The organism is Micromonospora sp. CP22, from assembly GCF_009712475.1.
Classification (GTDB): Bacteria; Actinomycetota; Actinomycetes; order Mycobacteriales; family Micromonosporaceae; genus Micromonospora.
The window spans coordinates 1-13,687 of the sequence record NZ_VCJO01000036.1 but is presented as its reverse complement, the minus strand read 5'-3'; the positions used below and the strand labels follow the sequence as shown (position 1 = coordinate 13,687).

Sequence of the window (13,687 nt, the reverse complement as noted above, 5' to 3'; positions counted from 1 at the left end):
GGGCGGCTGCGTCCACTTCGCACGCCCCACCACCGCATCCTGCCAGGTCAGACCGCCAATGGCGGCTGCCGTACTAGTGGCGGAGCCCCCCGCGCGGTCCAGACAGCGGTAGTCGGCCATGCTCATGATCTCCACCCCCTGCCACGCTCCGTACAACGGAACGGTCCACATCTGGTGGATCGTGTCGGCGCAAGGTTGGATGGTGACAGCGGCGTTGTTGACGTTTGAGCTGGCCTTCGTCAGACACTTTCCTGTCTGCACGTTGCGGATCGTGTAGACGGGAGTGACGTCCATGTCGACGATGACTTCCAGCTCCATCGTCCAGCGCTGGTTGTCAATGTTCGCCCCGCTGGCGCCCACTCGGTACGTGACGGCAGCGACGCTTGCGCCGTTGGCCGTGCCGGTGACTTGGAGAACCCGTTTGTCCGACTCGTCGTAGTCGTAGATGCCGATCGCGATCGACCCGGTACCCCTCGCAGCGAGGGCAGGTGTCTGGGTCGACACCACCGACAAACCACTCGCCGCGACAAGCAGGACCAGGCCCGCCGCGAGCCGTCTCCGTAGGCTTCCACCACGATGCGTGTTTCTGGTCATCTACCGCCTCCCCAGGGATAGCTGTACGCGCAACCGTCGCGTGGGGGAGAGGTGGATGCGTGTGACCCGCTGAGCGATTTTCGCCGTTGGGACACCGTCCCGTGTCGCCCTGTCCCCCGTGGATGGTCGACTGATCACCCAAAGCTATGGGGCGACCACGGAGAGGATCAAGAGCTTATATAGCGATAGATATCACTGTGTCCTGGTGTTGCCATCTGCTGTGGTCCACTGGCAGGGGTCAGGCAGCCCGGCGTCCCCAACCCGGCCGGACGGCTCCGCCAGCCAACAGCGCCGCTCCTCCCAGGGCGCAGGCTGCGGCCACCCCAGCCGCGACATCGACACCACTCAGGCTTCCCCCGGCGGCAGACGTGCTGACGATCCCAGCCCCGGCGCTTGTCGAGGGCCAGAAGGACGACCAGGTGACCCAATCGTTGATGGATGCGTGTAGAGACAGCGCCGCCCATACCTCGAGCAGGACCGCCCCTGCCGGCACCAGCCAACAACGGTCGGCGTACCGCATCGAAACCACGGCGGCGCCGAAGGCAGCCAAGGCCACAAGGACCATGGGCCAGGCCGTGCGCCACATTTCGGCGACCTGGCCGCTGCCGACGGCGACAGGCACCGCCACCACACCAAACAGCAGAACGGCGACCGCAACTGCCAATGTCGTCTGGGCCGCCCGCGATCTGCGCCTCGTTCCCCCCGGTAGCAGCGCTAGGCCGACGGCAAGGGCTAGCAGGCCGACCAGCTGCACCAGCGCCATCACCCACTCCCTACCGCTCACCGCCAAGGGCGAACCGCCCGCACTCTCGATGCCCGGCCCGGCAATAACCACACGCTGTCCCAGCCCTCCAGCAGCCTCGGTGCCCCACCAGAAGTCCGCCGCCCAAGCCACAGCCAACAGCCCTAAGCCAATGCTGATCAGTCCCCGTGCGCGTGTGGTGCCTGCCCCGCCCGCCACAGCCACGCAGTACGACAGGATCACCAATGCGATGCTCCCCAACCGCGACGATTCCCGATCGTCGAACGGAGCCACAATCACGCAGGCTGCTCCGACCAGACCGAACAGCGGCACCAAGACCTTGGCTGAACGCACACCCGAATACTGGCACATCTTGTGCCTGACCCGAGTAGATGCGGACCGCAGCTCGCGAACCGCCCAGCCAGATCGTCACACCTCCCTGGCACTGAACGTTGACCGTTGTCGCGGTCGATGCGGCAAGTCCGGAGAGCATCTACCCTCGTCGATCAAACCGAGAGTATCGAGGACCTACCCACCGGTGCTGATGGAGCCTCTCGGGCCGAACATGAGTCACGCGACGGGGGCCCGCTCGAACTGCTCAACTACCTTGATCTACAGGGCAAGGGCAGATCATCAGCACCGTTGCCACCCTGGCGCCGGCCGACGGTCACCGACAGCCGGCAAGTAGATCCCATGCAACTGGTCCCGTCGAGTGGCTCAGCGCCTTCAGCGGGTACGCCGTCGGCCGGCACTGTCCGGTGTCGAGAATTGGTGTCGAGGGTGTTCGACATCGGCAGGCAGGCGTTGAGTGGTGATGCGACGAGCGCGGCCCCGGACGGCCGATCGTCAGCATCGTCCACGAAAGGGAGGCCTACGTCATGGATCTTGCACCTCGGGCCCTTGATGATGTCCATGGCGCCGGGGCCGTGATCAGCCCAGAGGCATCTGCGCCAACCGGTGGACCGCCAGCGATCGGATCGTGCGGCCCTTGGGGCGGCAGCAGATCTGAGCGGCCGTAACCCGCGGCTATGCACCTGTCGTCCCGGTGGTGCTGGTCGGTTGGTCGTCGCTTCCCCCGATCGGCGGCCAACCGACCCCGGGCACGCACCAGCCGGGGCGAGGTTCGGCCTGACGTAGCGGCTTCACCGCGACGGTCCAGGCGAAGCACCGGCCGACGCGCCCGGTTCCACGAACGCCGGCGCCCCTGCGGCATAAGGATCCGTACCCCCCGAGGCCGTCCTGCCAGCCTCGGATGCAGAGAAAAAGCGGGTCGTACGGATAGCCCGCGAATAGGAGAAGTGAGAGCACATGGGTGTCGATACGGTGAGCAGCGAAGGCCTCCGGGACGCGATGGTCGACCACCTGGTCGCCGACCAGGAGGCGAAAGGGCTGGTGATGCCGCCCGAGGTGGAGGCGGCGCTGCGGACGGTGCCTCGCGAGGTGTTCACGCCGGGCGTTGCAGTCGAGGAGGCGTACCGCGGCGACAGCGCTGTGGTCACGAAGCGGCGCGGTGAGGAGACCGTCAGTTCGGTGTCGGCGCCGTGGTTGATCGCGGAGATGCTGGGTCAGGCGGTCGACGCTCTCGATGGCGGGTTGGCGGGCCGGCATGTGTTGGAGATCGGCTCGGGTGGCTACAACGCGTCTCTGCTACGCGAGTTGGTCGGTGAGTCGGGGTCGGTGACGAGCGTGGACATCGACCCGGAGGTGACCGAGCGGGCGGTGGCGTGTTTGACGGCGGCGGGGTATGGCGACGTCACCGTGGTGTGCGCCGACGCCGAGCAGCCGCTGGTTCCGGGTCCCTGCTTCGACCTGATCATCGTGACGGCCGGCGCGTGGGACATCCCTGCGGCGTGGATCGGCCAGCTGGTCGAGGGTGGTGTGTTGGTGGTGCCGTTGCGGACGTTCGGGATGACTCGGTCGTGGGCGCTGCGTCGTGACGGTGACCGGCTGGTCAGCCGCAGTCAGCGCCTGTGCGGGTTCGTGGCGATGCAAGGCGCCGGAGCCCACGATGTGCGGTACGTCGACGTGGCCGACGGTGTGCACCTGCGGCTGGATGAGGGTCAGCAGGTCAGCCCGAACCTGGTGGGTGGGCTGTTGTCGCGGCCGCGGGAGCAGGCGTGGGCGGAGGTTGCCCTGCCGCCTCGGACTGTCCTGGCTGATCTGGACTTGTGGCTGGCGGCGCGTCTCGCCGCCGAGGTGGATCAGTTCGTGGTGCTTGCGGCGCAGCAGGAGGCCGTCGACGCCGGCGTCGTCGCGCCGGCGTGGCGGTTCGGTACGCCCGCAGGCTTGCATGGGGGCACGTTCGTCTACCGGTCGGCGCTGCGCTGGACCGATGACATGTTCGACCTTGGCGCGTGTGCCCACGGACCGGACGCCGCCGGCGCGGCCGGGCGGATGGTGGCGCACATGCGGGCGTGGGTGGACGGCGGCGAACCGGCTCCGGTGCTGCAGGTTCTGCCCGCACGGACTCCCGACGGCGACCTGCCGGCCGGGACGGTGCTGGACAAGCGGCACAGCCGCCTCGTCCTCACCTTCACCCCCGCATAGGAAGGCACAGCGAGTGGAGACCACGGACCTCGACGAGTTCGACCTGGACATCACGCTGGTGGACGCCGGCCCCGCCGCCGGTGGGTACGCCACCAGCACCGACGACAACTGCGGCTCCGGTAACACGGGCTCCAACGCCTGCTCCGGCGGCAGCAAGTAACCCCTGTCCGCACCCTCTGTCGGGGCCCGGTGTCCGCCGACACCGGGCCCCTTCCCCTTGTTTGCGGTGGTGCAGCGTGTTTGCTGCGGCTGGTGCGGCATTGATCCGAGTCGCCGCCTACCCGAGCGGTCTGACCCTGCCCGCGTGGCCCGACCTGACTGTGCAGCGGCCGGAGCAGTGGCGGCAGTGGCTGACCAGTGTGTGGGCGCTGCCGGGGTTCGCGGCGGCCGTCGCCTGCGCCTCGCCGCACCTGTGCGAGCAGGTCACCTGGGCGGTGACCGGCGAGCCTTGTGATCCGGATCGGTTGCGGCGGCTGGTCGAGTCGGTGGTGCGGTATGTGCTGCGGTGGATCGGCCGGGCGACACCGTTCGGCACCTTCGCCGGCGTTGCCCCGGTCGCCTTCGGTGCCCGCACGTCGGTTCGTTGGGGCGAGGCGCACTGGAGGGTTGTTCGGCCGGACGGGCGGTTCATCGCCGCGCACACCGGCCGGGTGGAGCAGGACCTGAGGGTGCTGCGCGGTGTGGCGGTGGTGACGAACGCGTTGGGTTACCAGCGTGGCGAGGTGTGGGTGCTGCCGTGCGCCCGTGCCGACGGCGACCGCCGGTGGGACGTCGAGGTCCACCTGACCGGGCCGGTGCGGGCGGCACTGCACGCGGCGGCTTCCCCGATCATGTTCGGTGACCTCGCCACCAAGGTCGCCGGGCCCACGTCCAGCACGATCGGCGCTGCCGAGCGCATGCTGGGTTCGCTGGTTGGTGCTGGGGTGTTGCTGTCGGCGGTGCGGCCGGCGATGACCGTCACCGACCCCGCCGCCCACCTGGCCCGCCACGCCCCGCTACCCGACCCCGGTGGCGGTGAGGTCGCGGTGGACCTGCGTGTCGACGTGTCGGTGACGCTGCCGCCGGCGGTGCTGCGGGAGGCCGGCCGGGCCGCGGCGACGCTGACGGCGGTCGCGCCGCCGATGTGGGGGTGGGTGGAGTACCACCGGGCGTTCCTCCAGCGGTGGGGTCCGGGTGCGGCCGTGCCGGTGCGCGAGGTCCTGACCGTGCTGGGCTTTCCCGCCGGCTACCGCGGCTCCACCCGGCGCGCACCGGCTCTGTTCACCGGCAGGGACCGGCTGCTCGGGCACCTGGCCCAGCAGTCGGCGCTGGACGGCGGCGCCGAGGTGATCCTCGACGACGACCTGATCGGCCGCCTTGGCGACGGCGATGATCGGCCGCCGGTCCCGCACACCGAGCTGCGGTTCACCCTCGCCGCCGCCACCGGGCACGACCTGGACCGAGGCAGGTTCGCGGTGACGGTGCTCAGCGGATCCCGTCACGCCGGGGTGTCCGCCGGCCGTTTCCTGCACCTGCTCACCCCCGCCGAACGGGCCTGCTTCCAGGACGTCTACCGGAACCTGCCGACGGTCCTGCCCGGCGCGGTCGCGGTGCAGGTGTCCGGCCCGCCGTTGGACGCCCACCTGGCCGCGGTCGCCCGCACTGCCGAGGTGTTGCCGGTCCTGCCCCTGGGTGACTTCCACCCTGACCCGCCGTTCACAGTGGCGGACCTGGCGGTGACCGGCGATGGACAGCGGCTGTGGCTGGTGTCGCGCCGCAGCGGGCGGCCGGTCGAGCCGCTGCTGCTCAACAGTGTGCTGCTCCCGGGTCTGCAGCAGCCGCTGGTGCGGTTCCTGACCGAGATCGGGACCGCGTGGGCGGCACCGTGCGGCAGATTCGACTGGGGCCACGCCGCCGATCTGCCGTTCCTGCCCCGCGTCCGACGCGGACGCAGCATCCTGCATGCCGCCCGCTGGATCATCGACCGATCGGCTCTCCCTCGGAGTGTGGCGTGGCCGCGGTGGCGTGATGCCTGGCAGCGGTGGCGCGAACGCCACCGGCTGCCGCAGGAGATCCTGGTCGGCGCCGACGACGTGCAGCTGCGCCTGGACCTGAACGACAACGCCCACCTGGCGGTGCTGCGCCGCCAGCTGGAGCGGCAGGCTCCCACGGTCGTCACCGAGGCCCCGGGACCCGCCGGCTGGATCGACAACCGGCCTGCCGAACTCCTGCTCACCCTCACCCACGCCCCACCGCCCACCCCGCCGCCTCGACCTGCCCGGGAGGTGGCCTCGGTGCGGCATCGGCCCGGGCAGTCGTCGTGGCTGGAAAGCCGCCTGTCCGGGCGGGTCGAGGACATCCTCACCGACCTCACCCGCCAGACAGCGCCGCTGCTGCCGGCGGGCTGGTGGTTCCTGCGCTACCCCGACCCGGAACCTCACCTGCGACTGCGCATCCCCCTGCGCGACGCGGATCAGTTCGCTGTCACCGCCAGGACCCTCGCCCAATGGGTACAGCGGCTGGAGGGCGACGGTGTGGTGCACGACTACAGCCTGCACACCTACCGGCCCGAAACCCGCCACGGCACCGGACACACCCTTACGGCTGCGGAGGCGGTGTTCGCCGCCGACTCCCGCACTGTCCTGCGGCGGCTGACCGGTGACCGTCAGGCCCGCACCGCCGCCGGCATGATCGCCATCGCCGACGCGTTCACCGGCGACGGCCGGCGCTGGCTCGCCGACCACGTCCCCCACCACCGCGGCTCACGCCTCGACCCCGCCCAGCTCGACCTCGCCCGCACCCCGCACCGCGACGACCACCTGGCGGCGAAGGTAACCGGCTACCGGGACCTGGCCGCGGCCGACGGTTTCGACCTCGACCAGGTGCTGGCCGACCTGCTGCACCTGCACCACGCCCGCATGATCGGCGTCGACCTCGCCTCCGAACGGCACTGCCTGCGCCTGGCCCGCACCATCGCCCGCACCCGACCGGCACCGTCATGACCACCGGACAGTCCCTCGCCGACGGCGCGGCCGGCGTCGCCCTGCTGCACCTGGAAACCGGCAACCAGGCCGCCGCGTACGCCGCCCTACGCAAGGCCACCGCCCACGGCGTCAGCATCGCCGCCGGCGCCAGCCTCTTCTACGGCGCCCCCGCACTCGCCTTCGTCCTCGCCGCCTGCAACGAACCCGGCCTCACCCGCGCACGAACAATCGCCGCCACGGGCACCGCCACTGTCACCCGCCGGCGGCTGCAGGCGGCGCACCGCCGCATCGACGCCCGCCAGCGACCCCACTACGCCGAGTACGACCTCATCCGCGGCCTGACCGGCCTCGGCGTCGTCCTGCGCCGCCTCGGCGACCACGTCCTGCTCCGCCACGTCCTGGACTATCTGGTCCGGCTCACCGAACCCGTCGGTGACCTGCCCGGCTGGTGGTGCGCCAACGGACCCCACCGCCACCAGCCACCCCCACCAGGAGGGCACGCCAACCACGGCATCGCCCACGGCATCACCGGCCCCCTCGCGCTGCTCGCCCTCACCCACCGCGACGGCATCACCGTCGACGGACACACCACGGCGATCACCCGCATCTGCCGGTGGCTGGACACCTGGCAACAGCACACCGAGACCGGCGGCGTCTGGTGGCCGCAGACCCTCACCGTCGACGACCTGCACCGCGGCGCACCGGCCCCACACCAGCCGGGGCGCCCGTCCTGGTGCTACGGCACCCCCGGCATCGCCCGCGCCCACCAACTGGCCGCCCTCGCCCTGCACGACACCACCCGCCAACGCCTCGCCGAGACCGCGTTCACCACCTGCGTCACCGACCCCGCACAACTGCTGCGGCTCACCGATCGCAGCCTCTGCCACGGCACCGCCGGCCTGCTGGCCACCGGCCGACGCATCGCCGCCGACGCCGTCGCACCCACACCCCTCACGGACCTGGCCCGTCTGCACCAGAACGCCGCCCCCACCGCCGACGAACCCGCCGGGTTTCTCGACGGCACCACCGGCTACCGCCTCGCCATCGCCACGACGACCACCACCGCATGGGACGCCTGCCTTCTCCTCATCTGAAAGGGATCGCCGTGAGTCGCACCGCCTGGCAGCACGTGACCATCAGCTACCCCGGCCGCAGCCGCCACGACCGCGAACAGCAGGCGGTGGCACACCTCAGCCGCGTGCTACCCGCCGCCGAGACCGCCGGCCTGATCACCGCTTGGTGGTTCATCCGCAAAGGACCCTGGCGCATCCGCTACCTGCCCACCGCGCACACCAGCCCCGCTTCCCTGATCGAACTGCTCACCGAGGGACGCGCGTGGAGCGGCGACATCTACGAACCCGAAATCCACACCTTCGGCGGCCCCCAGGCGATGGACACCTCCCACATGCTGTTCCACCACGACAGCCGTCACCTGCTCACCTACCTCCACGACCAGCCCACCGACGGGCGGGAACGCTCCCTGATCCTGTGCACCGCCCTCATGCGCGCCGCCGGGCTCGACCTCAACGAACAAGGCGATGTCTGGGCGCGCCTCGCCCACCGGCGCACCGCAGAACGCCACCAGCGTGCTGCACCCGACGCCGACACCTGGCAGGCCTTCACGGGCAAGGTCCGTCACCTGATCCTCGGCACCGCCCGCACACCCGGCGACTGGCAGGCCGCCTTCGAGACCACCGGCACAGCCCTGCACCGCCTACGCGAAACGGGACAGCTCACCCGCGGCGTGCGCGCGGTCATCGCCGAACACGTGATCTTCCACTGGAACCGGATCGGGATACCCGCCACCACCCAGGCCACGCTCGCCCGCGCCGCCACCGACGCCATCTTCGGCGGCCCTCCGGTGCCCCCGGGTGAGCGCTGGCCGGGCCAGGTCAAGGGGCCGCTGCCTCCCGCGACGCCGCCAGCAGATTCCGAGACGTCTGGTGGCGACGTGTCTGCCCCGGCCAACGCGCGGTGTTGTCAGGCGAGCCAGCCGATGTCCACTGCGATTCGTTAGTGTCGGCTTGCCGTGCGTCGAACACTGCCGCCGCGCCCTAGGCGACAGTCTCCAGATGGGTAGGCAGCTCATGATCGACCGCCAGCAGCTCCAGGAAGCGAGGCAGGAGCTCGGCCGCAAGCTCGCCACCTGGCGGAAAACGCGCCAACTCATTCAGGGTGATCTCGCACGGCAGGTCCGCAGCAGCCGCAGCACCGTTGCCATGGTCGAACGCGGCCATCAGGTGGTGGACCGGGTCTTCTGGCGGCAATGTGAGTCACTCCTCGACGCCCAAGGCGAACTCATCGCCGCCTATGACGCCTACCGCCAGCTCGAGACCAGACACCGCGTCGAGAAGGCCGAGGCCGCACGCCGAGCACGCTGGGGAACGGCGATGGACGGGGGAACTATGGCCGACGAACCGGACGCTGACCTCCTACCTGAGGGCGAGCCGGCACGCGATGATCATCGTGTCGACGCAACCGGCGTCGACACGCAGCGGCGCAGTCTGTTGGCGTCGATCGCCGGTGTCGTCGCCGGTTCCGGGCTGCTGGGCCTGACAATGAACACGGTGGGCCGACGCGTCGGTGCCAGTGACGTCGCCCGCATCGAAGCCGTCACCACGTTGTACCGATCGGTCGACTACGAGATCGGCGGCGGCGCGTTGTGTACCGAAGTCGGTCGCTTCGCCGAAGCCACCTCCGTCCTGCTCAACCGAGCCGACGCGGGCCGATGGGCCACAAGCCTCGCCACAGCGGTTGCCGGCGCCCGACAGCTGGCCGGCTGGACCGCGTTCGACGCCGGGCGGCACAGCGACGCCGGTCGCCACTGGCTCGCCGCCGAACGCACCGCCGTCGCCGTGGGCGACCGACAACTCGCCGCGCGGATCCGCTACTGCCAGGCCCGCCAGTTCCAGCACCTGCGCCACAACCACGACGCCCTCGCCACCATCCGTCTCGCCCACGACGCCCTCGGCTCCGAGGCCACACCCGCCCTGCTGGCCATGCTGCGCGGCACCGAGGCCGCCTCCCTGGCCGCACTCGGCGAGCACTCCGCCGCGACCACCGCCCTGCAGCACGCCAGCGGCCACTTCGAGGACATCGATCCCGACCAGGAGCCGGCCTGGATGCGCTTCTACGAGCGCGGTGAACTGCTCGCCCAGTACGGCCGGGTGCACCGCGACCTCGCCCGCCACGACCACCGCCACGCCGATACCGCCGTGGAATGGACCCAAGCTGCGATCAGCACGTTCGGCCCGCAGAATGTGCGCAGCACGGTGCTTAACAAGATCGGTCTGTGCAGCGCGCTCGCTCTGGCCGGCGAACCGGACCAGGCCGTCGCCGTCGGCACCGACGTGATCCACCACGAACGGCACTTGACCTCGCGGCGCGTCCGAGACCGCGTCCGCAACCTCAGCCGAGATATCCCTGCGGACACCCGCCACAGCGGTCTTGCCGACTTCCGACACGCCATCACCCGCATTCCTTCGGCGGCCGCATGACCGACGGCACGAACAGCCCCGAGTCCGGCGGCCGATACGGCGAAGCCACGATGCGGCAGGCTGCACAGCAGATAGCGGCGCGTCTCGGCGTCGACAGCGACAATCTGCGGCTGCTGCGGCTGACCAACAACGCCGTGTTCGCCATCCCCGACGCTGGCATCGTCATCCGGATCACCCGCTCCCACCGCCTCCATGACCGGGTCGTCAAGGTCGCCGCCCTCGGCCGATGGTTCGCCCAGATCGACGCACCCACCATCCGACTCGCCCCCGGCCACGAGCAACCGATCGCGGTCAACGGGCTTCACGCCACCATCTGGACGTACCTGCCGCCCCAACCGCCCGCACCAGACGTGGCCGACCTCGGCGCAGTGCTCCGCCTCTTCCACCACCTCAACCCTCCCGACCTGCCACTACCGATGTGGAACCCGGTCGGTGACGCCCGCGCCCGCCTTACCGACGCCGAGGCTCTGTCCGACTCCGACCGACAGTTCCTCCTCGACTGGTGCGACCGACTCGAACCCCGCGTCGCCGACCTCCACCAGCAGACACCAGCCCGGCTGGTCCACGGCGACGCGCACGCGGGGAACCTGCTCCGCCGACATGACGGTCGACCGGTGCTGTGCGACTTCGACGCCACCTGCCTTGGCCCCTGGCAGGCGGACCTCGTTGCCGTCCCTGTCGGTGAGGTCCGCTTCCGCCGCCCCGGCGCCCACCAGCGCCTCGCCGCCGCCTACGGATACGACGTCACCACCGACCCAGCGTGGCCGATCCTCAGGGACGCGCGGGAACTGAAGATGGTCGCCGCCGCCGTCCCGCTCCTCGCCTCAGGACCACACGTCGCACGCGAGTTCGCGGTCCGACTACGGTCCATTCAACAAGGCGACGACACCGCACGCTGGACCCCGTTCGCCGACCTGTAGACCATCGCCGGCTAGGACGGCCGGATCGGCCCAGATGCGCTGGTCACGGGACGTGCCGCCCGTCGACAACCCGTCCCCAACAGGCTCGCCACATCATCACGATCGCCGTACGTCTTGGAGGAGTTCCGTGCCCTCGACCTCGACAACGTCCGCTCCCAAGGTGCTCGTGTTCGGCCTCGGCGGCACCGTCGCCATGACCAGCAACACCGGCGGCGCAGTGAGTCCCAGCCTGTCCGCCCAGCAGCTCGTCGACGCCGTGCCGGGGCTCGCCGACGCGGGCATCGACATCGAGGTGGTCGACTTCCGGCGCCGCCCCGGCGCGTCCCTGACCATCGCCGACCTCACCGAACTCGCCGCAGCAGCAGCCAAGACCCTGGCCGGCGGCGCGGACGGGGTGGTGGTCACCCAGGGCACCGACACGATCGAGGAAACCGCCTACCTGCTCGACCTGCTCCACCACCGGCCTGAACCCCTCGTGGTCACCGGCGCGATGCGCAACCCCACCCTCGCCGGTGCCGACGGACCCGCCAACATCCTCGCCGCCATCCACACCGCCGCCTCACCCCACACCCGAGGCCACGGCTGTGTGGTCGTCTTCGCCGACGAGATCCACGCCGCCCGCTGGGTCACCAAAACCCACTCCACCAGCGGCGCCACCTTCCGCTCACCCGACACCGGCCCCCTCGGCTACGTCCTGGAAGGCACCGTACGGATGCTGACCCGACTGCCGTACCGGCTGACCGTCCCCCCGCCGAACCCCACCACCCAGGCGAGCGTCGCTCTGCACACGGTCACCCTCGACGACGACCCGACCGTCCTGGACGCCATCGGCGGCCGCGTCGACGGGCTCGTCGTCGCCGGCTTCGGTGTCGGCCACGTCCCCGAAACCCTCGTCGACACCCTCACCACCCTCGCCGCACGCATCCCCGTCGTCCTCGCCTCCCGCACCCCCGCCGGGCCAACCCTCACCCACACCTACGGCTTCCCCGGCTCCGAACAGGACCTCATCGCACGCGGCCTCATCCCCGCCGGCTGGCTACACCCCTACAAAGCCCGCATCCTGCTACACACCCTCCTCGCGGCCGCCGCGAAACCCGAAGACATCGCCACCGCGATCACCACCGCCGGTGGACTCACCGATCCCACCGCCTGGCCCTGGCCCACCACCGACAACCAGCCCACGGGAACTTGCACGACGGCTGCATAGCCACGACCTCACCCCCGGCCGCATGATCGGCGTCGTCTTCGACCACGGCGACGACTTCTTCACCGCCCTCACCGACGCCTGCCACACCCACGGCATCCGACAGGGCTACATCCCCGTGTTCATCGCCGGCCTGTCCACCGCAAAGATCGTCGGCACCTGCCAACAACTCGACAACCCCGACGCCTCCGGCTGGTCACACGTCGACCTCACCAACATCGAAGCCCCTCGGCAGCGGCACCATCGCCTGGGACGACACCACCCAAACGATCATTCCCCACATCCACATCACCGTTGGCCTGAAGGAACCCAGCGCCACCGCCCCACACCAGCCACCTCCTCGACGCCACCGTCCAGTTCCTCACCGAGATGCTCATCATCGAGATCGCCTCACCCACGATGTGCCGACACCCGAACACCGACCTACACAACGTGCCGCGACTGGAGTTCGCCCAAATGTGACCCGACGACTTGATCCGGGATCGGCTACGCATCTTCTTCCGCTCATAGCCGAGGTGAGTGCGTGGCTTGCAGGCGCGGCAGCACTACGTGGGCTGGTGCAGCCGATCCAAGGCGGCGTATTGAGCGGATGTGAGGTAGAACTCCTCGGCAACGAGATGCTCTTCCAAATGATCCATCCGGCGGTGCCTGGAATCGGCAGCATGCCGGCAAGTGGCTGAGGGCTAGGCGAGGACGACCTGAGTGGGAGAGTGCCATCCACCTCCGGACGCCACGGCGGTGGTCCCCGCCAGTTCCCCTGATGTGCCGGCCGCGACGGGTCGCCCCGGCAGATGTACCCTCGCCACATCGGCGATCTGCCGCGCCTGGTCGAGTTCGGCGACGGTGACCTCAGACAGTCCGATCCGGCCGATCATGCCGACAGTCCTCATATTCCGCAGCAGCCTGTTACCGACCAAGCCGGTCTGAGAGAATGCAGCGGTGCAGGCCCTCAGCAGGTTCCGACTGATGCGGTTGACCTGCAACTTTACGCTAGCCGCAAGCCTCGTTGGTCTAGTGATCTTTCTTGTCGGTCAAGGACTGGACAAGGCTGACAAGGTGATGAGTGTTATCGGTGGGCTCGCTGGCCTGCTGGCGTTTCTCGGTCTGTCTGGCCACCTTGCGAACCGATGGATGCCCGGCCCGGCTAACCTCGGTCTTTCGCTAGCTGTTGATCAAGGCCGTGATCTGGGCAGTTGATCTTCTCGGTTTGGGGTTGGGTT

At 69.8% G+C, this 13,687-nt stretch carries 10 protein-coding genes and 1 pseudogene; 9 read left to right on the top strand and 2 right to left on the bottom strand.

Going from position 1 to position 13,687, the window contains the following annotated elements; translation table 11 throughout:
• Both FF096_RS25875 and FF096_RS25870 read right to left on the bottom strand, forming a co-directional pair.
• The coding region (locus FF096_RS25875) for an RICIN domain-containing protein (RefSeq protein ID WP_155222167.1) at positions 1 to 594 on the bottom strand (594 nt) is incomplete at its 3' end.
• Positions 595 to 832: 238 nt separating this feature from the next.
• A complete protein-coding gene (locus FF096_RS25870) occupies positions 833 to 1,690 on the bottom strand; it encodes a hypothetical protein (RefSeq protein WP_155222166.1) in 858 nt (285 codons plus the stop codon).
• Between the two features lie 954 nt (positions 1,691 to 2,644).
• On the opposite strand from FF096_RS25870, the gene fxlM reads away from it, so the two are divergent.
• The 9 genes and pseudogenes from fxlM to FF096_RS26955 all read left to right on the top strand — a co-directional run bounded on the left by fxlM (position 2,645) and on the right by FF096_RS26955 (position 12,929).
• Positions 2,645 to 3,883: a methyltransferase, FxLD system gene (fxlM, locus tag FF096_RS25865; protein WP_155222165.1), complete on the top strand. Its 1,239-nt coding sequence runs from the start codon at positions 2,645 to 2,647 to the stop codon at positions 3,881 to 3,883.
• 13 nt (positions 3,884 to 3,896) lie between these two features.
• Positions 3,897 to 4,043, top strand: coding sequence for an FxLD family lanthipeptide (locus FF096_RS25860; protein WP_281582658.1), 147 nt, complete (start codon positions 3,897 to 3,899; stop codon positions 4,041 to 4,043).
• A 76-nt stretch (positions 4,044 to 4,119) separates the two neighbouring features.
• Positions 4,120 to 6,864, top strand: coding sequence for a lantibiotic dehydratase (locus tag FF096_RS25855; protein ID WP_309223927.1), 2,745 nt, complete (start codon positions 4,120 to 4,122; stop codon positions 6,862 to 6,864).
• Entirely contained in the window at positions 6,861 to 7,940 is a 1,080-nt protein-coding gene (locus tag FF096_RS25850; protein ID WP_155222163.1) for a lanthionine synthetase C family protein, read from the top strand. The genes FF096_RS25855 and FF096_RS25850 overlap by 4 nt, the downstream gene beginning before the upstream one ends.
• An 11-nt stretch (positions 7,941 to 7,951) precedes the next feature.
• A complete protein-coding gene (locus tag FF096_RS25845; RefSeq protein ID WP_375335394.1) occupies positions 7,952 to 8,863 on the top strand; it encodes a thiopeptide-type bacteriocin biosynthesis protein in 912 nt (303 codons plus the stop codon).
• 55 nt (positions 8,864 to 8,918) lie between these two features.
• The gene (locus tag FF096_RS25840; RefSeq protein ID WP_155222161.1) at positions 8,919 to 10,343 is read left to right on the top strand and encodes a helix-turn-helix transcriptional regulator; all 1,425 of its coding nucleotides are present in this window, start codon (positions 8,919 to 8,921) and stop codon (positions 10,341 to 10,343) included.
• On the top strand, positions 10,340 to 11,263 hold the full coding sequence (locus FF096_RS25835; RefSeq protein WP_230462982.1) for an aminoglycoside phosphotransferase family protein: 924 nt from the start codon (positions 10,340 to 10,342) through the stop codon (positions 11,261 to 11,263). The genes FF096_RS25840 and FF096_RS25835 overlap by 4 nt, the downstream gene beginning before the upstream one ends.
• A gap of 193 nt (positions 11,264 to 11,456) precedes the next feature.
• Positions 11,457 to 12,470 (top strand): asparaginase, encoded by a 1,014-nt coding sequence (locus tag FF096_RS25830; protein ID WP_230462983.1) that lies wholly within the window; start codon positions 11,457 to 11,459, stop codon positions 12,468 to 12,470.
• A pseudogene (locus FF096_RS26955) lies at positions 12,463 to 12,929 on the top strand (PPC domain-containing DNA-binding protein). The gene FF096_RS25830 and the pseudogene FF096_RS26955 overlap by 8 nt, the downstream one beginning before the upstream one ends.
• Positions 12,930 to 13,687: the final 758 nt, after the last annotated feature.

Bases quoted from the DNA above. Each gene is read 5' to 3' on its own strand.
- fxlM (WP_155222165.1), top strand. From the start codon at position 2,645: ATGGGTGTCGATACGGTGAGCAGCGAAGGCCTCCGGGACGCGATGGTC.
- FF096_RS25850 (WP_155222163.1), top strand. From the start codon at position 6,861: ATGACCACCGGACAGTCCCTCGCCGACGGCGCGGCCGGCGTCGCCCTG.
- FF096_RS25840 (WP_155222161.1), top strand. From the start codon at position 8,919: ATGGGTAGGCAGCTCATGATCGACCGCCAGCAGCTCCAGGAAGCGAGG.
- FF096_RS25835 (WP_230462982.1), top strand. From the start codon at position 10,340: ATGACCGACGGCACGAACAGCCCCGAGTCCGGCGGCCGATACGGCGAA.
- FF096_RS25830 (WP_230462983.1), top strand. From the start codon at position 11,457: ATGACCAGCAACACCGGCGGCGCAGTGAGTCCCAGCCTGTCCGCCCAG.